This window comes from Streptomyces phaeolivaceus, from assembly GCF_009184865.1.
GTDB classification, from domain to species: Bacteria; Actinomycetota; Actinomycetes; order Streptomycetales; family Streptomycetaceae; genus Streptomyces; species Streptomyces phaeolivaceus.
In genome coordinates this window covers 8,710,822-8,733,519 of record NZ_CP045096.1, presented here as the reverse complement: position 1 = coordinate 8,733,519, position 22,698 = coordinate 8,710,822, and the positions used below count along the sequence as shown (strand labels likewise).

Below are 22,698 nucleotides of genomic sequence, written 5' to 3'. Positions count from 1 at the left end.
CCGGCTCCCGGTGATCGGCAGCCGGTGGCCGGCAGCGTGTGCCCGGCACCCGTCGCGGTGCTCGGTCCCCGGTGGCCCGTCCTCGTGCTCGGCCCCCGGCCCCGGTCTCCGGATGCCGGTTCCCGGTCAGGCCCGGCCGGCGGGCCCCGTCACTTGAAGCCGGTCGGCATGTACTGGTCGACGTTGTCCTTGTCGACGACCGCCGAGTAGAGCGTGAGCGAGGCCGGGATCTCGAACTCGGCGAGGCCGCCGACGCCCTTGCCCTGGCCGAGGGCGCGGGCGAGGTCGATCGCGGAGGCGGCCATGGTCGGCGGGTAGAGGACGGTCGCCTTCAGCACCCCGTCGCCCTTCTTGATGGCCTGGAACGCGGAGAGCGCGCCCGCGCCGCCGACCATCAGGAAGTCGTCGCGCCCGGCCTGTTCGATGGCGCGCAGGGCGCCCACGCCCTGGTCGTCGTCGTGGTTCCACAGCGCGTCGAAGTTCGACTGCGCCTGGAGGAGCTGGGCCATCTTGGCCTGGCCCGACTCGACCGTGAACTCGGCGGCCTGCCGGGCCACCTTCTTGATGTTCGGGTAGTTCTTCAGCGCGTCGTCGAAGCCCTGGGTGCGCTGCTTGGTCAGCTCCAGATTGTCGAGCCCGGCCAGCTCGATGACCCGGGCGTCGTCCTTGTCCTTGAGCTGTTCGCCGATGTAGTGCCCGGCGTTGAGGCCCATGCCGTAGTTGTCGCCGCCGATCCAGCAGCGGTACGCCTGCGGGGAGTTGAAGATCCGGTCGAGGTTGACGACGGGGATGCCGGCCCGCATCGCCTTGAGGCCGACCTGGGTGAGCGCCTTGCCGTCGGCGGGCAGTACGACCAGGACGTCGACCTTCTTGTTGATGAGGGTCTCGATCTGCCCGATCTGCTGGGCGGTGTCGTTGGAGCCCTCGGTGATCTCCAGGGTGACGTCCTCGTACCGCTCGGCGCGGCTCTTGGCGTTCTGGTTGATCGCGTTGAGCCAGCCGTGGTCGGCCTGCGGTCCGGCGAAGCCGATGGTGACCGCCTTGCCGGGTGTGTCGGCGGCGGCCGGCTGCTCGTTCGAGGCCTGGTCGTCCTTCGTCTCGTTGCTGGTGCAACCGGTGAGGAGGGCGCCGGCCGAGACGGCGGCGGTCCCGAAGAGCAGTCCTCTACGGCTGGTGAACTGTGACATGGCGGTGGACCTTTCCGGTTGCGGCTCTTCCCGTCGGCTCTTCGGAGTGTCAGGTCGTGCTTGCCGTGCGGCGCTGGACCAGGACCGCGGCGACGATGATCGCGCCCTTGGCGATCTGCTGGACGTCGCTCTGCAGGTTGTTGAGGGCGAAGATGTTGGTGATCGTGGTGAAGATCAGGACGCCCAGGACGGAGCCGGTGATGGTGCCCCGGCCGCCGGTGAGCAGGGTGCCGCCGATGATCGCGGCGGCGATGGCGTCGAGTTCGTAGAGGTTGCCGTTGGTGTTCTGGCCCGAGCCGGAGAGCACGATCAGCAGGAACGCGGCGATGCCGCAGCACAGTCCGGAGAGCAGATAGAGGTAGAGCCGTTGACGGCGGACGTCGATGCCCGCGAGGCGGGCCGCCTCCGCGTTGCCGCCGACGGCGACGGTACGGCGGCCGAAGGTGGTGCGGTTCAGCACCAGCCAGCCGATGATCGTCACCAATGCGAAGACCAGGACGAGGGGCGGGATGCCGAGGACGTACGCGTCCCGTTCGCCGAGGTCCAGGATGGCGTCGACGCTGACGACCTGGGTGCTGCCGTCGGTGATCTGCAGGGCGAGACCGCGGGCCGAGGCGAGCATGGCGAGGGTGGCGATGAAGGGGACCATCCCGCCGTAGGCGATGAGCAGTCCGTTCACCAGGCCGCAGCCGACGCCGACGATCACCGCCGTGAAGAGGATGCCGGCGAAACCGTACTCCTGGGTGGCCACGGTCGTCGCCCACACGGACGCCAGGGCGACGATCGCGCCGACCGACAGGTCGATGCCGCCGGAGGTGATGACGAAGGTCATGCCGACGGTGACGACACCGATCACCGAGGCCTGGGTGAGGACGAGTTGGAGGTTGCGGGTGTCGAGGAACTCGTCCGGCTTGGTGAAACCGCCGATGAGGATCAGCGCGGCGAGGACGCCGAGCAGCGACAGGGTGCGGACGTCGGCGCGGAACACGAGCGCGCGCCAGGGCGGCGGCTCGTCCACGGGTGTCACCTTGTCGGCGCCCCGGGGCGGGGACACGGGCTGGGTCATGACGCCGGGCTCCCTTCAGCAGTCACCGGGCTTCCTTCCATCACGAGGTCGAGGACACGGTGTTCGTCGAGTTCACGGGCGGGCGCGGTGTGCACGACCCGGCCCTCGCGCAGGACGAGGACCCGGTCGGCGAGGCCGAGGACCTCGGGCACCTCGCTGGAGACCAGCAGCACGGCGAGCCCCTCGTCGGCGAGCCGGCGCACCACCGCGTACAGCTCGGCGCGGGCGCCCACGTCGACGCCCCGGGTGGGTTCGTCCAGCAGCAGGACCCGGCAGCCGCGCAGCAGCCACCGGGCGAGGACCGCCTTCTGCTGGTTGCCTCCGGAGAGGGTGCGCACGGGGACGTCGGGGTTGTCGGGGCGCAGCGACAGCTCGCGGGTCGCGGCCCGTGCGGCGCGGTGTTCGGCGCCCCGGTCGATCCAGCCGACGCGGGCGAAGCGGGACACCGAGGACACGGAGACGTTCCTGGTGACGGACTCCAGCATCAGCAGCGCCTGCGCCTTGCGTTCCTCGGGGGCGAGTCCGAGCCCGGCCCGCACGGCGGCCCGTACGCTGCCCAGCCTCAACTTCTCTCCGTCGACGCTCACTTGACCGGCGGTGGGCCTGCGCGCCCCGTAGATCGTCTCCAGGATCTCCGACCGTCCCGAGCCGACCAGTCCGGCGAGGCCCACGATCTCGCCGGGCCGTAGGTCCAGGTCGAACGGTGCGAACTCGCCGGCCCTCGCCAGTCCCCGTACCTCCAGTACGGGCGCGGTCCCGGCCGGCGGCCCGGGCGGCCGGTCGGGGAAGACGTACTCGACGTTCCGCCCGGTCATCAGCGCCACGACCTCGCGTGTCGGTGTCGACCTGGCGGGCAGCCCGCCCGCCACGGCCCGCCCGTCCTTCAGTACGGTCACGCGGTCGCCGATCCGGCGGATCTCCTCCAGCCGGTGCGAGATGTAGACGACGGCCACCCCGGCCGAGGTCAGGTCCCCGACGATCCTGAACAGGTTGTCGACCTCGTCCGGGTCGAGCGCGGCGGACGGTTCGTCCATCACGATCAGCCGTACGTCGTGGGAGAGCGCCCGCGCCATGGACACGATCTGCTGCTGGGCGGCCGACAACTCCCCGACGAGGCGGGCCGGATCGACCTCCGGGTGCCCAAGTCGCTTGAGCAGTGCGGCAGTTGAGGAACGCGCCGCCTTTCCGCGTACGACGAAGCCGGCGGTCGTGGGCTCATGGCCGAGGTGGACGTTCTCGGCCACCGACAGGCCCTCCACCAGGTCGAGTTCCTGGTAGATGGTGGCGATGCCGAGGCGCATGGCGGCGATGGGGGACTTCAGGGTGACGGGTTCGCCCCGCCAGGTGATCGTGCCGTCGTCGGGCTGGTGGGCGCCGGCCAGGACCTTGATCAGGGTGGACTTGCCGGCGCCGTTCTGGCCGAGCAGACAGTGGACCTCTCCGGCCTGGACGTCGAGGTCGACGCCGTCCAGGGCCCGGACTCCGGGGAACGACTTGGTGATGCCGGACATGGTGAGCAGCGGTGCTTCTGGTGCCATGAGTTCCCCTTGGCGGGCGTGCGGGCCGGTTGCAGGGCGAATCCGCTTGCTGGGCATGCTGGTGCGGGCAGGCGTGTTCGGACAGGCGTGTTCGGGCAGCCGTGTTCGGGCAGGGCGGAGCAGGGAGCTGTGCCGGTGATCTCTGTCGGTGATCTCTGTCGGTGGCGCCGCTCGTGCGGGCCTACGCGGGTGAGAACAGGTGGTCGCTGATGAGGCGGGCCGCGCCGATGACTCCGGCGGTGGGCCCCAACTCCCCCAGCACGATGGGCAGATTGCCGGTCGCGAGGGGCAGTGACTGGCGGTAGACCTGGGTGCGGATGGCGGCGAGCAGTGTGTGGCCGAGGCCGGTCACCCCGCCGCCGATCACCACCAGGCCGGGGTTGAAGAAGCTGACGAGTCCGGCGATGACCTGGCCGGTGCGGTTGCCGCCCTCGCGTATCAGGTCCAGGGCGGTGGCGTCGCCGGCGGCGGCAGCGGCGGCCACGTCGACGGCGGTGAGGGTGCCGTTGGTCTCCAGACGGGTGGCGAGTTCCGCCGAAAGTCCCTGCTGGGCGGCGTCCTTGGCGTCGCGGGCGAGCGCGGCGCCGCTGAAGTGGGCTTCCAGGCAGCCCCGGTTGCCGCAGGCGCAGGGGCGGCCGTCCGGTACGGCGAGGATGTGCCCGATGTCGCCGGCGCTGCCCGTCGTGCCGCGGTGGACCTCGCCGCCGGCGACGATGCCGCAGCCGATGCCGGTGCCGATCTTGACGCAGAGGAAGTCGCCCACGGAACGGGCCACGCCCGCGTGCTGCTCCCCCATGGCCATCAGGTTCACGTCGTTGTCGACCATGACGGGGCAGCCGAGTTCCTGGCTGAGCGCCTCGCGCACCGGGAACCCGTCCCAGCCCGGCATGATCGGCGGGGCGACGGGGACGCCCTCGGGAAAGCGGACCGGTCCGGGGACGCCGATACCGGCGCCGTCGAACCCTTCCGCGAGCCCCGAGGCCTTCAACTTGGCGGCCATGGAAAGGACCTGCTCGAAGACGGCGACCGGACCGTCCCGCACGTCCATCGGCTGGTTGATGTGCCCGAGGATCTCCAACTCCGCGTTGGTGACGGCCACATCGATCGAGGTGGCGCCGATGTCGACGCCGAGGAAGCGGAGTTGGGGGTTGAGCCGGACATTGTGCGACCGGCGGCCACCGCGCGAGGCGGCGAGCCCGTCGGCCACGACCAGTCCCGTCTCCAGCAGCCGGTCCACCTCCACGGCCAGCTTCGACCGCGAGAGATCCACTCGATCCCCCAGCTGTGCGCGGGAGTTGGGCCCACCGTCACGCAACAGCCGCAGCAGCCGCGCCTGATGCGCGTTGGCGGGTCGAGCCGTCATACGTCTCACAAGCCCCTCCCCGCCTCATCGGCACCGCCGTGCATGGCTTTCGAGGGGAACGTAGCAGTGGATGCCCGAGCCGGGAAGAAGTCGCGCGGCAATTACCGCAGACTTTCTCCACTGAGAGGACAAAGGAGGGTGGGCAAGGACGGTGGAGAGTGCGGAGAGGGCGCGTCAGCGGGTGAACGGGTCGCCGTGCACCGAGAACCAGGCCGCCGGGCTGTACACGATCAGGAGCTGGGCTTCCGCCGAGGTGATCTTGCCCCGCTTCACGACGTGCTGCCACACGTAGACGAACAGGGAGCCGTTCGCCGCGACCTTGTAGCGATACGTGTTCGACTGAGTCGTGTCGTCCGGCCAATCGGTGTAGCTCACCACTTCGCGGCTGCGGTCATGGAAGTCGATGGTTACCGTCACACCCCGAACCTGGCCCGCCGCCGGGCCGTTCCGCCCGGCTACTTCTCCCGCTCGTGGTACGTCTTCCGCGTGTGTTCCGTGTGGGCGCGCATGACCTCGGTCGCGCGGGTCTCGTCGCGGGCGGAGATGGCGGCGATCAGGGCCCGGTGTTCGATCCAGGACTGGTGGCCGCGTTGGCGGGCGACGGGGGTGTAGTACCAGCGGACGCGGCGGTCGACCTGGGCGGCGAGTTCGGCGAGGACCGTGTTGCCGGCCAGGTCCATGACCTTGGCGTGGAAGCGGGCGTTGACGGCGACGGCCGCGTCGACGTCGTCGGCCTCGACGGCTTGTTCGCCCTCCGCGCAGAGTTCCTCCAGGGCCGTGATGCCCGCCGTGCCGGCGTTCGCCGCGGCGAGGCGGGCGGCCTCGGCCTCCAACAGGGTGCGGACCGTGAGGAGTTGGTCCGCCTCGGCCTCCGTCGGCTCGTGCACGAAGGCACCCTGGGCGGGCCGCAGGTCCACCCACCCCTCGGCGTTGAGGCGTTGCAGCGCCTCGCGGACGGGCTGCCGGGACACCCCGAGGTGCCCGGCCAGCTCGCTCTCGACGAGGTGCTGGCCGGGGCGCAGCGCACGCGTGGTGATGAGTTCGAGCAGGGCCTCGTAGACGCGGTCGCGCAGCGGACCGGGACGTTCGAGCCTGGGCACCGCCCCTTGCGGAAGTCCTGTCGACAACATCGCGGTCCCCTCCGAGCGCCACCGGGCACTGCAAACGGAAAGTCAGTCAAAGGCCCGCCAAAGGCAAAGCCAGTATGAATTGCCTTTCGTCTACAGTCTACGACCCACGATGGCCAGGGAACCGGCGGGTACGCCTCGTCACACCCTTCGTCACGCCCTCGTCACGCCCCTCGTCACCACACCCCGAACGCCCGGCTCACGGGCAGCGGATGACCTGCCCGGCGTACGACAGGTTGCCGCCGAAGCCGAACAGCAGCACGGGGTCGCCGCTGGAGATCTCGCCGCGTTCGACGAGCTTGGAGAAGGCGAGGGGGATGCTCGCGGCCGAGGTGTTCCCGGACTCGACGACATCGCGGGCGACGACGGCGTTCACCGCGCCGATCTTCTCGGCGAGGGGCTCGATGATCCGCAGATTGGCCTGGTGCAGGACGACCGCGGCGAGGTCGGCGGGCGTGAGCCCGGCCTTCTCGCAGGCCGCGCGGGCGAGCGGCGGCAGCCTGGTGGTGGCCCAGCGGTAGACGCTCTGCCCCTCCTGCGCGAAGCGCGCGGGCGTGCCCTCGATACGGACGGCGTTGCCCATCTCCGGCACCGACCCCCACAGCACCGGCCCGATACCGGGCTCCTCGGCGGCCTCGACGACGGCCGCGCCCGCGCCGTCCCCGACGAGGACACAGGTCGTGCGGTCGGTCCAGTCGGCGACCTCGGACATCTTGTCGGCGCCGATGACGAGCGCCCGGGTGGCGGCACCGGCGCGCACGGCGTGGTCGGCGGTGGCGAGGGCGTGGGTGAACCCGGCACAGACGACGTTGACGTCCATGGCGGCCGGGTTCGGGATGGAGAGCCGGTTCGCGACCCGGGCCGCCATGTTCGGGGAGCGGTCGACGGCGGTGGAGGTGGCGACCACGACCAGGTCGATGGCCTCCGGGCCGAGGCCGGCCGCGGCGAGCGCCTTGGCGGCGGCGTGCCCGGCCAGCTCGTCGACCGGCTCGTCGGGTCCGGCGATGTGCCGGGTGCGAATGCCCACACGGCTCGTGATCCACTCGTCACTGGTGTCGACCATGCCCGCCAGATCCTCGTTGGTGAGGATCTTGGCGGGCTGGTAGTGGCCGACGGCGGCGATTCGCGAGCCGTTCATGGGTGGTTCCCCTCGTTGCCTGTGGTCAGCGGGATTCACCAGTCTGATCAGTGACTCACGGGTACGAGGGCGGGTGAGGCGACAGTAAAGCGTGGTCCGAGTTGTGGGCTTCTGTCAGACCCCGGGCGGGCCCTGGGGCGTCCGGCCGCTCATCCGGTGAACAATTGCGTGGCCTTCCGTACGAGTTCGTACAGTCCGTAGGTGAGCGGCACGCCCACCCACACCCAGGCAAAGATGATCAAGGGGCGCCGGTCAGGCGGATTCGGACTGCTGTCGCTGGACGACATCGGCGGCCTCCCTCGGGGCGGGGATGTGGAAGCGGGGGTGGACGGGCCGGACCAGCTCGTTGGCGACGAAGCCGACGACGAGGAGCCCGATCATGATGAAGAAGGACATGCCGTAGAGGTCGGAGCCGGACTTGCCCGCCTCCTCCTGCCGGTCGGCGATCCAGTTGACGATCAGCGGTCCGAGGACACCGGCCGTGGACCAGGCGGTGAGCAGCCGGCCGTGGATGGCGCCGACCTGGTAGGTGCCGAAGAGGTCCTTGAGATAGGCGGGGATCGTGGCGAAGCCGCCGCCGTAGAAGGACAGGATCACCAGGGCGCAGACGATGAACAGCGGCTTGGAGGAGTCGCCGAACTGCGCGATCAGCAGATACGTCAGCGCGCCGACGCCCAGGTAGACGCGGTAGATGTTCTTGCGCCCGATCAGGTCGGAGGTGGACGACCAGACGATACGGCCGGTCATGTTGGCCGCGGAGAGCAGTGCGACGAAGCCCGCCGCCGCGGTGACGGTGACCGGGGTGGACGAGTCCGCGAAGAAGTCCGTGATCATCGGGGCGGCCTTCTCCAGGATGCCGATGCCCGCGGAGACGTTCATGCAGAGGATGACCCACAGGCACCAGAACTGGGGGGTGCGGATCGCGTTGCGGGCCGAGACCTGCGGGCCCTCCAGGACGCTGGGTCCACTGTCGACCGGCTTCCGGGTCCGCGGCACCCGGACGAGCAGCACACCGAGCAGCATGAACACGGCGTACGACAGTCCGTGCACCAGGAAGGCGACAGCGATGCCGGAGGAGTCGGAGCCGAAGGACTCCAGCATCTGCGCGGACCACGGCGAGGCGATGAGCGCGCCGCCGCCGAAGCCCATGATGGCGATACCGGTGGCCATGCCCGGCCGGTCGGGGAACCACTTGATCAGGGTCGACACCGGCGAGATGTAGCCGATGCCGAGGCCAATGCCGCCGACGAAGCCGTAGCCGAAGACGATCAGCCAGTACTGCTCGGTGGCCGCGCCGAGCGAGGCGATCAGGAAGCCGGAGGAGAAGCAGATCAACGCGACGGTCATCGCCCAGCGCGGCCCGTTGCGCTCGACGAGGGTGCCGCCGAACGCGGCGGACAGACCCAGCATGACGATGCCCAGCTGGAAGGGCAGCGCGCTCTGGGTGCCGCTGAGGCCGAGCGCGGATTCGAGCGGCGGCTTGAAGACGCTCCAGGCGTAGGCCTGCCCGATGGAGAGATGGACGGAGAGTGCGGCCGGGGGCACGAGCCAGCGGCTCCAGCCCGGGGGTGCGACGGGGGGACTCATGATCCCGGACGGTAGGGAGTGACAGGGGAGTTGAGAAGGCGGCGCGTCGACCGTATGCGATGAGCGGTATCCACCGCGCGCCGAACGGTCGTTCCCCGGCCACCTTCCCGTCCGTACCTGTCCGAGTACCGCCTTGCCCGGCCGTTGCGCGAACCCTTGTCGACCCAACCTCCATACTGTAGACAATATTTCGTCGACACAGTTCGCCGGAGTTCACCGGAGTTCACCGGAGTTCGCCGGAGTTCGCCGGAGTTCAGCGAACCCGGCAGTGCGCCACCTCCGCGGTATCCCTCGACCGAACGGAGTTCCCTCACCATGAAAGTCGCAGTTCGCGGCGCCGGTGCGATCGGCACCTATGTCGGCGCCGCGCTCCACCGCGCCGGCGCGGACACGTATCTCGTCGCCCGTGGACCGCGTCCCGCGGCCATGAGGCGGGACGGGGTGCGGGTGCTCAGCCCGCGCGGGGACTTCACCGCCCGCGCCCACGCCACCGACGACCCGGCCGAGATCGGCCCGGTCGACTTCGTCTTCCTCGGCCTCAAGGCCCACTCGTACGCGGCGTGCGGGCCGCTCATCGAGCCCTTGCCGCACGACGGCCACCGGGTGGAGAGCGTGGACCCGGGCGGAGCCGTCGGTGCGGTGCTCGCGCCCGAACGGGCCGTCGGCTGTGTCGTCTACGCGGCCACCGAACTCGAAGGGCCGGGCGTCGTACGGCACTTGGAGGGCACCCGGTTCTCGATCGGCGAACCGGACCGTACGCTCTCGGCGCGGTGCGGCGCGTTCAGCGAGGCCATGGTCGCCGGTGGCCTGAAGTGCCCCGTGGAACCGGACATCCGGGGCGACACGGGAGGTCACCGACTCGGGCCTGGTCGGGCGGGGCGGCGCCGCCTTCCCCACCGGCCGGAAATGGCAGGCCACGGCCGCCCGGCCCGATCACCCCCACTACCTCGTGTGCAACGCGGACGAATCCGAGCCGGGCACCTTCAAGGACCGCGTGATCATGGAGGGCGACCCGTTCTCGCTGGTCGAGGCGATGACGATCGCCGAGTACGCGACCGGCGCGCACAAGGGCCACCTGTATCTGCGCGGCGAGTACCCGCGCGCCCTGCGCCGCCTGGAACACGCCCTCGCGCAGGCCCGTGCGCGGGGACTGCTCGGCGACGACGTCCTAGGGCAGGGGTACGCCTTCGACATCGAGATCCGCCGGGGCGCCGGCGCCTACATCTGCGGCGAGGAGACCGCCCTGTTCAACTCCATCGAGGGCTATCGGGGCGAGCCGCGCTCCAAGCCGCCGTTCCCGGTGGAGAAGGGCCTGTTCGGCAGGCCGACGGTGGAGAACAACGTCGAGACGCTGGTCAACGTCCTGCCGATCCTCACCGGGGGCGCCCCGGCGTACGCGACGATCGGCACCGGCCGCTCCACCGGCCCCAAGCTGTTCTGTGTGTCGGGGAGCGTGGACCGGCCCGGCATCTACGAGCTGCCGTTCGGGGCCACCCTGGGCGAACTGCTCACGCTCTCCGGCGTACGCGACGGTCTGCGCGCCGTCCTCCTCGGCGGCGCGGCCGGTGGTTTCGTCCGCCCCGACGAGCTGGACATCCCGCTCACCTTCGAGGGGACCCGGGAGGCGGGCACCACGCTGGGCTCGGGGGTCGTGTTGGCCTTCGACGACACGGTCCCGCTGCCCCGGCTGCTGCTGCGGATCGCGGAGTTCTTCCGGGACGAGTCCTGCGGGCAGTGCGTGCCCTGCCGGGTCGGGACCGTACGGCAGGAGGAGGCGCTGCACCGGATCGCCGAGCGGACCGGGGCCGCGGCGGCCGGGGACATCGCACTGCTCAGGGAGGTCGGCCGCGCGATGCGGGACGCCTCGATCTGCGGTCTGGGACAGACCGCGTGGAACGCCGTGGAATCCGCGATCGACCGTCTGGGAGCGTACGAATGACCGTGATCCCGCTGGGAGTGCCGCGTCGTCTGCTGGAGTTCACCCTCGACGGTGAGCCGGTGCGGGCGCCCGAGGGCTCGACGATCCTGGACGCCTGCCGGGCCGCCGGCAAGGACGTGCCCACCCTCTGCGAGGGCGACACGCTCACCCCGAAGAACGCCTGCCGGGTCTGTGTGGTCGAGGTCGAGGGGGCCAGGACCCTGGTCCCGGCCTGCTCCCGCGAGGCCGAGCCCGGTATGGAGGTGCGGACCGACACCGAGCGCGCCCGGCACAGCCGCAAGATCGTCCTCGAACTCCTCGCCTCCTCGGTCGACCTGTCCACCACCCCGAAGGTCGCCGGGTGGCTCAAGGAGTACGAGGCGAAACCGGACCGCTTCGGCCCGGACGCGGCCCGGCTGAACGAGGAACCCCGGGTCGACAACGAGTTGTACGTCCGGGACTACGACAAGTGCATCCTGTGTTACAAGTGCGTGGACGCCTGTGGGGAGCAGTGGCAGAACACGTTCGCGATCTCCGTCGCGGGCCGGGGCTTCGACGCCCGGATCTCCGTGGAGCACGGCGCTCCGCTCACCGACTCCGCCTGTGTGTACTGCGGCAACTGCATCGAGGTCTGTCCGACGGGCGCGCTCTCCTTCAAGTCGGAGTTCGACATGCGGGCGGCGGGCACCTGGGACGAGTCGGCGCGGACGGAGACGACCACGGTGTGCGCGTACTGCGGTGTGGGCTGCAACCTCACACTCCATGTGCAGGACAATGACATCGTGAAGGTCACCTCGCCGCACGACAACCCGGTGACCCACGGCAACCTCTGCATCAAGGGCCGCTTCGGCTACCAGCACGTACAGAACCGGGACTGAGACACGACATGGGACGAGTCACGGAACGACGCAAGGTGATCCGCATCCGGGACGGCGCGGTCTCCACCCGCCCGGACACGCTCGTCGCCGAGGAACCGATGGAGATCCGGCTGAACGGCAAGCCGCTGGCGATCACCATGCGCACCCCGGGCGACGACTTCGCGCTCGCGGCGGGGTTCCTGGTCAGCGAGGGCGTGCTCGCCGAACAGTCGGACCTGCAGAACATCGTCTACTGCGCGGGCGCCACGGCCGACGGCTCGAACACGTACAACGTGGTGGACGTGCGGACCGCGCCGGACGTGGTCGTCCCCGACATCACGCTCGAACGGAACGTGTACACGACCTCGTCCTGCGGGCTGTGCGGCAAGGCGTCGCTGGACGCCGTCCGGACGACCGCGCGCTGGGCCGTCGACGACACGCACGGCGGCGGGACTCCCCCGGTCCTGCTCGATCCCGAACTCCTCGCGGGCCTCCCCGACCGGCTCCGCGCGGCCCAGCGGGTCTTCGACCGGACCGGGGGTCTGCACGCGGCTGCCCTGTTCAGCGAGGACGGCGAACTGCTCGACGTACGGGAGGACGTGGGCCGGCACAACGCGGTGGACAAGCTGGTGGGGCGGGCCCTCCAGAGCGGGGCGCTGCCGCTGTCCCGGGCGGTGCTGCTGGTGTCGGGGCGGGCGTCGTTCGAGCTGGCGCAGAAGGCGGTGATGGCGGGGATCCCGGTACTGGCGGCCGTCTCGGCGCCGTCGTCCCTCGCGGTGGACCTTGCGGCCGAGACCGGGTTGACGCTGGTGGGGTTCCTGAGGGGGGCGTCCATGAACGTGTACGCGGGCGAGCACCGTATCGCTCTGCGGGCCGCGGCCGCGAAGGGCTGACCGGCTCCCCGCGACACGGCGGCGGGGCCCCTGCGGCGGGGAGCGCCCCCTGCGCCACGGGGGCCCCGTCCCTTTCACCGCCGGGTGCGGGTCCGGTGGGGCTTCTCGCGCAGTTCCCCGCGCCCCTGAAAAGCCGGGGCCGCGCCCCGTGCTTTTCGGGCCCGCAGCCCCGTCGCTGTTCAGGCCCGTAGGGGCCTGGTCTTTCAGGGGCGCGGGGAACTGCGCGTGAAGCCCCCACCCACCCGCACCCGCCAATAAATCCGCACCCCTCAACCCCGCACGCGCCCCACTGACCGATCGTCACCTAGTAGTACGACACGCCCAGTCACGACCGACGCACGGTTCTTGTGAGGCCCCTGAACCCCCGCGTACCGTCTGTGGCCGCACATCGGACGTGGGACGTCCGATGTCCCATCACCCAGACGGATGAAGGGCTGGCCGCACCGTGCTGTCGAGTTCTCGCGCACGCCTCAGATCCCCCCTCACCTCCCTCAGCTCGCTCACCTCCCCCCTCTCCTCCCTCACCGCGGTGCTCACCACCACCGCCCTCCTCACGCTCGCCCACCCCGCCGGGGCCCAGCCCCTACGGACGGGGGTCGCCACCGCCGAGTTCGAGCAGCAGGTGCTCTTCAAGGCCTCGCAGGACCCCGGCTACGCCTGCTTCCGGATCCCGGCGATCGTCCGGACCACCGAGGGAACCCTGCTCGCCTTCGCCGAGGGCCGCGTACTGAACTGCGGGGACGCGGCGGACATAGACCTCGTGGTCAAGCGGTCCACGGACGGCGGCCGTACCTGGGGCCCGCTCCAGGTGGTCAACGAGGGCGGGGGCGACACCCACGGGAACCCCGCCCCGGTCGTCGACCGCGAGACCGGCCGGATCCTGCTGGCCGAGACGTACAACACGGGCCGCCTGGAGAGCGCGAGCTGCGACGTCCCCTGCGACCGGACCCCGCACCTCCAGTACAGCGACGACGACGGGCTGACCTGGTCCGAGCCGCGCAGCATCGTCGACCAGATCCGCCCCGCGAGCTGGAACTCCTGGTACGCCACCGGCCCGGTGCACGGCATCCAGCTCACCCAGGGCCGGCACGCGGGCCGGCTGGTCCTCGGGGTGAACGCCGAGAGCTGGGCGGACGGCCGGGTCACCGCCAATCACGCGGCGCTGGTGACCAGCGACGACGGCGGGGACACCTGGAAGGTCGGTGCCACGGACACCTGGCCGATCTCGGCCGACGGCACCTTCCGGCAGAAGCCCTCGGAGCTGACCCTCACCGAGCGCGCCCACGGCACGGTGCTCGTCAGCGGGCGTGAGCAGGACGGCACCGACCTGGGCCATCGCGGCCAGACGATCAGCCGGGACGGCGGCACCACCTTCGCCGAGCCCTTCCGGACGCTCCCGGACCTGTACACGCCCCAGGTCCAGGGTGCCGTCCTGCGTCTCGGCAACCGGATGCTGCTGGCCGCCCCGGCGGATCCCGACCGCCGTCGGACGATGGCGGTCCGTTCCTCGTACGACGGCGGACGCGCCTGGGAGAGCGTGGACCGGGGCACGGTCGTCACCACGGACTGGTCCGGCTACTCGGACCTGGTGCGGATCGACGCGGGCGAGGGCGGCAACGATGTCGTCGGGCTGCTGTACGAGGGCGGCGCGGTCGACGCCCGCGACGAGATCCGCTTCGCCCGCTTCACGGAGGACTGGCTCGCACCGCGCCGGGGCCCCGACCCGACGACACCCGACCGGGCGCCCGGCGGCAGACCGGCGGCTGTGCTCGGCGGAGCCCGGCCGACGGACGGGGTGTTCGGCGGCGCGATCGAGTTCGACGGCGCCGACGACGCCGTACGGCTGCCGTACCGGTCCCAACTCCCGCTCGGGACACAGGACTTCACCGCCTCGCTCTGGTTCCGGTACTCGGCGACCACCGGCGAGCAGCCGATGCTGTGGATGGGCGGGGTCGGGACGACACAGCCGCAGGTGTGGCTGCGCGGGGAGCCGGCGGCCGGGCGGCTGACCGGGCTGATCACCGTGCGGGACGGGGCCTCGCCGCCGCGGACCACGTCGGTGCGGTCCTCGGGCGCGTACAACGACGGGCAGTGGCATCGGCTGGTGCTGCGGCGGGGCGGCGGGGCGCTCACGCTCTTCGTCGACGGCACTCCGTTCGGCACGCCCGACATCCCCGGATCGGTCAGCCGGAACTCGCCGTTCGGGGTGCACATCGGTCAACGGGTGGACAGCCGGGTCCACTTCGCCGGAGCGATCGACGAAGTGCGGGTGCACGACCGGGCGTTGACCGACGCCGAGGTGGCCGATCTCGCCACCCAGGAGGCCACGACGCGGGGCGAGATCCTGCGACTGCCCATGGACCGGGTGGACGGAGGCAACTAACGTCCCTTCCGTGTCCGACGACGCGGGAGCACGACAGCGGACGGGGGCCGGACCGGTCCTGATCCTGGCCCTGGTCCTGGCCCTCGCGGCCGTGCTGCTCACCGCCCTCCCGGACGACGACCGGGAGGGCGGCGGCACCTGCACGGCCCGTACGGTCCGGGACTGGGACCCGGACGCCTCGCTGACCGGCGAGTTCACCCGGTACGGCGACGACACGACCCGCACGGACGACTGGACCGGCGGCGACGGCACCCACTCGGTGCGGCTGCCGGACGGCCGGGTGCTGTGGCTGTTCTCGGACACCTATCTGGGCCAGGTGTTCCCGCCGCCCAACCCGGCCGGTGAGTCGGTCACCTGGCGGGACGTCTCGACGCCCCTGGTGCGCAACTCGGCCGTGGTGATGTCCCCCTCGGGCCGCCTCGAAGCCACGCTCCCCGCGCCGGTCTTCCCGGATCCGGGCCCCGACCGGTGGCGCTGGCCGGTGGCCGCCCGGGTCGAGCCCCGCTCCCCCGGCTCGGCCGAGAAGGTCGTGCGGGTGCTGCTGTGGACGCGTACGGCGGGGCGGTCGCCGTGGATCTACGGGGTGCCCACCGCGACCGAGGTGGCCACGCTGTCGCTGCCGGATCTGCGGCTGGAGGGGATCACGACGGTGCTGGACCAGGCGTCGGTCGCCGATCCGGCCCGGCGGGTGCTGTTCGGGACGACGGCCGTGGACGCGGGCGAGTGGACGTACGTCTTCGGCGGCACCGACGCCCAGGCCGCCTCCCGGCCGACCTCGCACGCCCATGTCGCCCGGGTGCCGCGCGGCCGGCTCGGGGAGCCGGGGGCGTGGGAGTACTGGGACGGCGGGCGCTGGGCGGTGCGGGGGCGGCCGACGGCGGTGCTCGGGAACGGGGCGGACAAGGGGGTCGGCAGCGCCTTCACCGTCGTACGGGACGGCCGTACATATGTGCTGCTCACCATGGCCGCCGGGACGGCGGGGCTGACGACGGTGACCGCGTACTGGGCCTGTTCCCCCACCGGGCCCTGGCACGGGCCCACCAAGGGGTTCAGTCTCCCGCTGCCGAACGCCGGTGTCGCGGCGTACAACCCGCAGGCGCACCGGGCGGTCGGCGACGACGGGCGGCTGGTGCTCAGCTACGACGTCAACTGGCTGGACGCCGACGCGGCGGCGGCGCAGCTGAACATCACGCGGAACGTGTCCCTGTACCGACCGCGGTTCGTATCGCTTCGTCTGGCCGCTCCGTGACCGACGCCCCGTCCGCCGACTCGCCCGCCGACTCGCCCGCCGCCCCGTCCGCCGACTCGCCCGCGGCGTCCTCCACCGGGTCCTTGGCGCGGCGCTTGGCGATGACGGCGCAGACCATCAGCTGCATCTGGTGGAACAGCATCAGCGGCAGGACGGCGAGGGAGGCCTCGGGGCCGAACAGGACGCTCGCCATGGGCAGTCCGGCGGCGAGGGACTTCTTCGAGCCGGCGAACTGGATGACGATCCGGTCCTCCCGGTCGAAGCGCAGGGCCTTGCCGCCGTACCAGGTGAGCAGCAGCATCACCGCGAGCAGCACGGCCTCGACGACGAGGAGTCCGCCGAGCCGCAGCGGGCTGACCTGGCTCCAGATCCCGCGCACCATGCCCTCGCTGAACGCGACATAGACGACGAGGAGGATCGAGCCCCGGTCGACGAGCCCGAGGATCTGCTTGTGCCGGGTGATGAAGCCGCCCGCCCGTCTCCCACCACCACCCTGCCTGACGCGCTTCGCGCGGCTCCGCCTGATTCCGCAGCGGCGGGTGAGCTGTCCGGCGACGAACGGCACCAGCAGCTGGAGGACGATCTTCAGCACCGAGTCGGCGGAGAACCCGCCGACGCTGCCGCCGATCAGGGCCGCCGCGAGGAGCGGGGTGATGACGATGCCCGCGAGGGAGGAGAAGGAGCCCGCGCAGATCGCGGCGGGGACGTTGCCCCGGGCCATCGAGGTGAAGGCGATCGACGACTGGACGGTCGACGGGACGAGGGTGAGGAAGAGCAGCCCGGTGTAGAGGGAGTGGCTCAGGAACACCGGTTCGAGGCCGCGGGCCGCCAGGCCCAGCAGCGGGAACAGTACGAACGTGCAGGCCAGGACGGTGATGTGGAGCCGCCAGTGCTTGAGGCCGTCGAGGGCCTCGCGGGTGGAGAGCCGGGCCCCGTAGAGGAAGAAGAGCAAGGCGATCGCGGCCGTGGACGCGCCCGACGCGACCTCGGCGGCCGTACCCCGCGCCGGGAGGAGCACCGCGACGCCCACCGTCCCCAGCAACAGCGGGATGTACGGATCGATCGGCATCCGACTCGGCCACTTCAGGCGTTTCACTGTGCTCCACGTGCTTTCGATGAGGGCAATGGTGACGCGGGTGATGCGGGTGATGCGGGTGGGTGCTTCAAGGCCGAAAGGCCCCGCTCCATCGTCCTCCTCGGACCCTTGATCGGGAATCCGTCATACCGCTCTTACTGTCATCGCCTTTCGCGATAAGCGGGTAGGGTGGCGATCGTGTACGACCCCTCCCACTTGCGCACCTTCCTCGCCGTGGCCCAGACGCTGAGCTTCACGCAGGCGGCCCGGCGGCTGGGGCTGCGGCAGTCCACGGTCAGCCAGCATGTGCGGCGGCTGGAGGACGCGGCCGGGCGGCAGCTGTTCTCCCGGGACACGCACGCGGTGGAGCTGACGGAGGACGGCGAGGCGATGCTCGGCTTCGCCCGGCGGCTCCTTGAGGTGCACGAGCAGGCGACGGCGTTCTTCACCGGGACCCGGCTGCGCGGGCGGCTGCGCTTCGGCGCGTCGGAGGACTTCGTGCTGACCCGGCTCCCGGAGATCCTGGAGGCGTTCCGGCACGACCATCCCGAGGTGGATCTGGAGCTGACCGTCGAGCTGTCGGGCACGCTGCACGAGCAGCTCACGGCGGGCAAGCTCGACCTGGTGCTGGCCAAACGCCGCCCGGAGGACCCGCACGGCGAGCCGGTGTGGACGGACAGGCTCGTCTGGATCGGCGCGGAGCGGCTCCGCCTCGACCCCGACCGCCCGGTGCCGCTGATCGTCTATCCGCCGCCGGGCATCACCCGGGCCCTGGCGCTGGAGGCGCTGGAGCGCGAGGGCCGGTCCTGGCGCGTCGCCTGCACCAGCGGCAGCCTCAACGGACTGATCGCCGCCGCCCGCGCGGGCCTCGGCGTGATGGCGCATTCCCGCCGTCTGGTGCCCCCCGGTCTGGTCCGTGTCCCGGAGCGGGCCGGGCTGCCGGAGTTGGGCGAGGTCGACTTCGTCCTCGTCCACGGCCGCCGCCCGGGAGCGGCGGCGGGCGCGGCGGACGCCCTCGCGGCGGCCATCCTCTCCGGCGGCGACCGGCTCCACGGCCAAGCGCGCGGGGTGTGACGGGCGGCCCGCGTCCGGGGGACGTCGGCGCGTCGGACGTGAGCGAGGGCGCGTCGGACGTGAGCTCGGGGTGGCGCGTCGGACGTGAGCGGTGTTCGCGTTTGCCCAGGCCAGACCGTGTCCACGGGGACGCGGACCGTAACCGCGGCGTGCGGGTTCGGTGGAGATTGCCCTGCCCGGACTTGCCGAGGCGTCAGGAATTACGCCGGAGACCTCCCCATCTGCGTATGTTTATCGGCGCTCACTCACGCCACGCCTCCCAATGCGCCCCCTCCACAACCCTCCCGCCCGTTCTCGCGGTGAGGTAGCTTTCACGCGCTGTGCGGAGCGCCACGAGGAGCGGGTTTGCGCGAGTTCACCAACCCTCCGTTGGCGTCGGCGCCGCCGGTGGGCGGCCTGGCCGACGTCGTCTTCGAGTACGCCCAGGAGGACCCCACCTATGTCGCCCTCGGCCGCAAGGACGAGCGGGGCGAATGGCACGACCTGACCTCCGCCGAGTTCCGCGACGAGGTCCTCGCGCTGGCGAAAGGGCTGCTGGCGCAGGGCATCCGGTTCGGCGACCGGGTCGCCATCATGTGCCGTACGCGCTACGAGTGGACCCTCTTCGACTACGCGCTGTGGACCGTCGGCGCCCAGGTCGTCCCGGTCTACCCGACCTCCTCCGCCGAGCAGGTCTTCTGGATGCTGTACGACTCCCAGTGCACGGCGGCCATGGTCGAACACGAGGACCACGCGATGACCGTCGCCACCGTCATCGACCGGCTGCCCCAGCTGCGCCGGCTCTGGCAGCTGGACGTGGGCGCGGTGCAGGAGCTGTACGAGTCGGGGGCGCACCTCGACGACGAGGTGGTGCACCGGCACCGGCGGGCGGTGACCCCCGAGTCGATCGCGACGATCATCTACACCTCCGGCACGACGGGCCGCCCCAAGGGCTGTGTGATCTCGCACGCCAACTTCACGGTCGAGGCGGACACGGTCATCGAGCGCTGGGCGCCGCTGTTCAAGTCCCGCCGGGGCGACGAGGCGGCGACGCTGCTGTTCCTGCCGCTCGCGCACGTCTTCGGGCGGATGGTGCAGGTCGCGGGCATTCGCGGGAAGGTCAAATTCGGTCATCAGCCCCAGCTCAACGCGGCCGTGCTGCTGCCCGACCTGGCCGCCTTCAAGCCGACGTTCTTCCTCGCGGTGCCGTACATCTTCGAGAAGGTCTTCAACGCGAGCCGCCGCAAGGCCGAGCGCGAGGGCAAGGCCGGGCCCTTCGAGAAGGCCGTCGAGGTCGCCGTGAAGTACGCGGACGCGATGGAGGCGCGGGCCTGGGGCACCGGTCCCGGCCCGTCGGCGACGCTGCGGATGCAGCACCAGTTCTTCGACAAGATGGTCTACGGCAAGATCCGGGAGGCGATGGGCGGCCGGATCAAGTACGCGATGTCCGGCGGCTCCGCGATGGACCGGCGGCTCGGGCTGTTCTTCGCGGGCGCGGGCGTCCATATCTTCGAGGGCTACGGGCTGACGGAGTGCACGGCGGCGGCGACCGCCAACCCGCCGGAGCGCACCCGGTACGGCACGGTCGGCCAGCCCATCCCGGGCATGACCGTGCACATCGCGGACGACGGCGAGATCTGGCTGCGCGGCCCCAATGTCTTCCAGGGCTATCTGAACAACCCCAAGGCCACCGACGAGACCCTGCACGACGGCTGGCTCGCCACCGGTGACCTGGGCTCCCTCGACGAGGACGGCTATCTCACGATCACCGGGCGCAAGAAGGAGATCCTGGTGACCTCGGGCGGCAAGAGCGTCTCGCCCGTGATCCTGGAGGAGCGGGTGCGCGACCATCCGCTGGTCGCCCAGTGCATCGTCGTCGGCAACGACCGTCCGTACATCGCCGCGCTCGTCACACTGGACTCGGAGGCGGTCGAGCACTGGCTCCAGATGCACCACAAGGCGAAGCTGTCACCGGCGGAGCTGGTGCGCGATCCGGAGCTGGAGACCGAGGTGCGGCGGGCGGTGGTCGCCGCCAACACCCTGGTCTCGCAGGCCGAGTCGATCCGTACGTTCCGGATCCTCGCGCACCAGTTCACCGAGGAGCACGGTCTGCTGACGCCTTCGCTGAAGCTGAAGCGGAAGGCGATCGAGAAGGCGTACGGCACCGAGGTGGAGGCGCTGTACCGGGCGTGAGCCCCGTCCGCCGGCCGAACCGCCCTCCCGGTCAGACCAGTTGATAGCCCTTCATGTTCCGCAGCAGCAGATGGCAGTTCCGCAGGGAGCCCGAAGTGTCGCCGAGAGAACGGTAGATGCCCCACTTGGGGCGCAGCCGGTCGGCGAGGAAGGTGTCGACGCCGCCGCGGGAGACGTCGATGAGGGTGGTCGAGCCCTTCTTGAGGATCCAACGCACCGAACCGGCCGCGCCCTTGCCGACCTTGACCTGGAAGTCGACGTCCACCCAGGAGTTGTGCAGGGGCGCCAGGTCGGTGCGGCCGATCAGGATGTCGTCGATCGGCAGCTTCAGTTCGATGGTCTGTGCCCCTCCCCCACTCTCGGCTTCGCCCGAGCGGGAGGTGCCCCCATCCCGGCGCAGGGACTGCACGACGAGCGGCGAGGTGCCGGCGCCGGGCTGCTTCATCTGCATGATGTGCGTGAAGCTGGTGGTCGCCTTCAGCGAGGTCGGGATGTACATCTCGTAGGTGACGCGCCAGGTCTGTCCCTCGGTCCAGCGCAGGAACCCGCCGCTCGTGCGCAGGCCGGTGACCTCGTGGCGCTGGCGGTCGGTGGAGGTGTCCCGGTCGACGGTGTGCATGTCGAACCGCCAACTGTCACCGGTGGCGTGGATGTGCGGCGCGGCAGAGGTGTGCGAGTCGGCGCGGTCGTCCTCCAGGGTCTCGAAGGCGCGCAGCCCGTCGGCGCTCGCCGAGGGGGACCACTTCAACTGCCAGGAGGCGGCGTGCGCGGCGGGGGCCGGAGTCGCGACGGTCGCCGCCGCGGCACCGCCGAGCGCGGCGCCGAGGAGGTTCCTTCGTGTGGGGGCCATGAGCCATCCATTCACGTATGTGACCATAATTCACCGACGCGTGATGCGGCAGAGGACAGACTCCCCGCGTGACAGTGTCCGGTCAATGGTCCAGACCGATACTCTTGAATCGCCCGATCCATTTCCGGCCATTCTGCGGTCGGGGCTGTGATTCGGGTCCTGAGCGGCCCGCTCAGGAATGCACGGCGGGCCGTGATCGTTGACGATGGGAAGCACCAACCGACGACTTAAGGATCGAGAGCTCGTGAGCAGCAAGGTCCCCCCGATCATCCTGAACAACGGCGTCGAGATGCCCCAGCTGGGCTTCGGCGTGTGGCAGGTGCCGGACGACGAGGCCGAGCGGGCGGTCACCACCGCGCTGGAGGCCGGCTACCGCAGCATCGACACGGCCGCGATCTACGGCAACGAGGAGGGCACCGGCAAGGCCCTCGCCAAGGCGGGCGTCGCCCGCAAGGACCTCTTCGTCACCACCAAGCTCTGGAACGCCGACCAGGGCCACGACTCCACCCTCCGCGCCTTCGACGAGTCCCTGGACAAGCTGGGCCTGGAGTACGTGGACCTGTATCTGATCCACTGGCCGATGCCGGCCAAGGGCACGTTCGTCGACACGTTCAAGGCGTTCGAGAAGCTCTACGCCGACGGGCGCGCCAAGGCCATCGGTGTCTCCAACTTCCTTCCGGAGCACCTGGAGACGCTGATCGAGGCCACGGACGTCATCCCGGCGGTCAACCAGATCGAGCTGCACCCGCACCTTCAGCAGCTCGCCGCGCGTGAGTACCACGCGGAGCAGGGCATCGCCACCGAGGCATGGTCGCCGCTCGGCCAGGGCAAGGGGCTCCTGGAGGTCCCGGCGATCATCGCGATCGCGCAGAAGCACGGCCGTACCCCGGCCCAGGTGGTCCTGCGCTGGCACCTCCAGCTGGGCAACGTGGTCATCCCCAAGTCCGTGACCCCGTCCCGCATCAAGGAGAACATCGAGGTCTTCGACTTCTCCCTGGACACCGAGGACATCGCCGCGATCAGCGCGCTGAACGAGGACCGCCGCATCGGCCCGGACCCGGCGACCTTCAACCAGGCCTGAGCACGGCCGACACCCACGGCCCGGCCCCGGCTCACACCGATCGACGAGACCGCCCACCGGACGACCTCCGGCGGGCGGTCTCGTGCGTACGGGCCGGGACGTGCGTACGGGCCGGGACGTGCGTACGGGCCGGGACGGGC

The 22,698-nt window shown here is 70.9% G+C and carries 18 protein-coding genes and 2 pseudogenes; 9 read left to right on the top strand and 11 right to left on the bottom strand.

The annotated features are described in order from the left end of the window. Positions 1–149: 149 nt before the first annotated feature. The 9 genes from F9278_RS39870 to F9278_RS39835 form a co-directional block, all read right to left on the bottom strand. A complete protein-coding gene (locus F9278_RS39870; protein WP_152172642.1) occupies positions 150–1,187 on the bottom strand; it encodes a substrate-binding domain-containing protein in 1,038 nt (345 codons plus the stop codon). Between the two features lie 49 nt (positions 1,188–1,236). Beyond that, the gene (locus tag F9278_RS39865) at positions 1,237–2,253 is read right to left on the bottom strand and encodes an ABC transporter permease (RefSeq protein ID WP_152172641.1); all 1,017 of its coding nucleotides are present in this window, start codon (positions 2,251–2,253) and stop codon (positions 1,237–1,239) included. After that, positions 2,250–3,791: a sugar ABC transporter ATP-binding protein gene (locus F9278_RS39860; RefSeq protein ID WP_152172640.1), complete on the bottom strand. Its 1,542-nt coding sequence runs from the start codon at positions 3,789–3,791 to the stop codon at positions 2,250–2,252. The genes F9278_RS39865 and F9278_RS39860 overlap by 4 nt, the downstream gene beginning before the upstream one ends. Positions 3,792–3,972: 181 nt before the next feature. Then, positions 3,973–5,154, bottom strand: coding sequence for an ROK family transcriptional regulator (locus tag F9278_RS39855; protein WP_152172639.1), 1,182 nt, complete (start codon positions 5,152–5,154; stop codon positions 3,973–3,975). Between the two features lie 174 nt (positions 5,155–5,328). Next, positions 5,329–5,571, bottom strand: coding sequence for a hypothetical protein (locus F9278_RS39850; protein ID WP_152172638.1), 243 nt, complete (start codon positions 5,569–5,571; stop codon positions 5,329–5,331). Between the two features lie 38 nt (positions 5,572–5,609). Next, the gene (locus F9278_RS39845) at positions 5,610–6,284 is read right to left on the bottom strand and encodes a GntR family transcriptional regulator (protein ID WP_152172637.1); all 675 of its coding nucleotides are present in this window, start codon (positions 6,282–6,284) and stop codon (positions 5,610–5,612) included. Between the two features lie 196 nt (positions 6,285–6,480). Further along, positions 6,481–7,419, bottom strand: a complete 939-nt coding sequence (locus F9278_RS39840; protein WP_152172636.1) for a beta-ketoacyl-ACP synthase III — start codon at positions 7,417–7,419, stop codon at positions 6,481–6,483. A gap of 149 nt (positions 7,420–7,568) precedes the next feature. Next, on the bottom strand, positions 7,569–7,706 hold the full coding sequence (locus F9278_RS49100) for an MFS transporter small subunit (protein ID WP_419595538.1): 138 nt from the start codon (positions 7,704–7,706) through the stop codon (positions 7,569–7,571). Continuing rightward, a complete protein-coding gene (locus tag F9278_RS39835; protein ID WP_152172635.1) occupies positions 7,672–9,006 on the bottom strand; it encodes an OFA family MFS transporter in 1,335 nt (444 codons plus the stop codon). Before F9278_RS39835 ends, F9278_RS49100 begins: the two co-directional genes overlap by 35 nt. Positions 9,007–9,321: 315 nt before the next feature. Here F9278_RS39835 and F9278_RS39830 point away from each other — a divergent pair. From F9278_RS39830 to F9278_RS39805, 6 genes and pseudogenes are all read left to right on the top strand, one after another. Next, positions 9,322–9,849, top strand: a pseudogene (locus F9278_RS39830) (2-dehydropantoate 2-reductase N-terminal domain-containing protein); the annotation flags it as partial. Beyond that, positions 9,839–10,945, top strand: a pseudogene (locus F9278_RS39825) (complex I 51 kDa subunit family protein); the annotation flags it as partial. The pseudogenes F9278_RS39830 and F9278_RS39825, both read left to right, overlap by 11 nt. Further along, positions 10,942–11,802, top strand: coding sequence for a 2Fe-2S iron-sulfur cluster-binding protein (locus F9278_RS39820; protein ID WP_152174409.1), 861 nt, complete (start codon positions 10,942–10,944; stop codon positions 11,800–11,802). The pseudogene F9278_RS39825 and the gene F9278_RS39820, both read left to right, overlap by 4 nt. Positions 11,803–11,810: 8 nt before the next feature. Then, entirely contained in the window at positions 11,811–12,674 is an 864-nt protein-coding gene (gene fdhD / locus F9278_RS39815) for a formate dehydrogenase accessory sulfurtransferase FdhD (RefSeq protein ID WP_152172634.1), read from the top strand. A 445-nt stretch (positions 12,675–13,119) separates the two neighbouring features. Further along, positions 13,120–15,057, top strand: a complete 1,938-nt coding sequence (locus F9278_RS39810; protein ID WP_404818985.1) for an exo-alpha-sialidase — start codon at positions 13,120–13,122, stop codon at positions 15,055–15,057. 10 nt (positions 15,058–15,067) lie between these two features. Further along, complete coding sequence (locus F9278_RS39805; protein ID WP_152172633.1) at positions 15,068–16,306, top strand: DUF4185 domain-containing protein; 1,239 nt, start codon at positions 15,068–15,070, stop codon at positions 16,304–16,306. On the opposite strand, the gene F9278_RS39800 is transcribed toward F9278_RS39805, so the two are convergent. Next, positions 16,245–17,375 carry a bile acid:sodium symporter family protein gene (locus F9278_RS39800; RefSeq protein ID WP_152172632.1) on the bottom strand — a complete coding sequence of 377 codons (1,131 nt, stop codon included), beginning with the start codon at positions 17,373–17,375 and terminating at the stop codon, positions 16,245–16,247. The two genes, F9278_RS39805 and F9278_RS39800, sit on opposite strands and share 62 nt — an antisense overlap. Before the next feature lie 204 nt (positions 17,376–17,579). Between F9278_RS39800 and F9278_RS39795 the strand changes: the two genes are divergently transcribed. Continuing rightward, the gene (locus F9278_RS39795) at positions 17,580–18,455 is read left to right on the top strand and encodes a LysR substrate-binding domain-containing protein (RefSeq protein ID WP_152172631.1); all 876 of its coding nucleotides are present in this window, start codon (positions 17,580–17,582) and stop codon (positions 18,453–18,455) included. A 345-nt stretch (positions 18,456–18,800) separates the two neighbouring features. Next, positions 18,801–20,627 carry an AMP-dependent synthetase/ligase gene (locus tag F9278_RS39790; RefSeq protein ID WP_152172630.1) on the top strand — a complete coding sequence of 609 codons (1,827 nt, stop codon included), beginning with the start codon at positions 18,801–18,803 and terminating at the stop codon, positions 20,625–20,627. A gap of 31 nt (positions 20,628–20,658) precedes the next feature. Here the strand turns inward: F9278_RS39790 and F9278_RS39785 are convergent, their stop codons facing one another. Further along, complete coding sequence (locus F9278_RS39785) at positions 20,659–21,477, bottom strand: Tat pathway signal sequence domain protein (RefSeq protein WP_152172629.1); 819 nt, start codon at positions 21,475–21,477, stop codon at positions 20,659–20,661. A 244-nt stretch (positions 21,478–21,721) separates the two neighbouring features. Between F9278_RS39785 and F9278_RS39780 the strand changes: the two genes are divergently transcribed. Continuing rightward, on the top strand, positions 21,722–22,558 hold the full coding sequence (locus F9278_RS39780; RefSeq protein ID WP_152172628.1) for an aldo/keto reductase: 837 nt from the start codon (positions 21,722–21,724) through the stop codon (positions 22,556–22,558). Positions 22,559–22,698 lie beyond the last annotated feature (140 nt).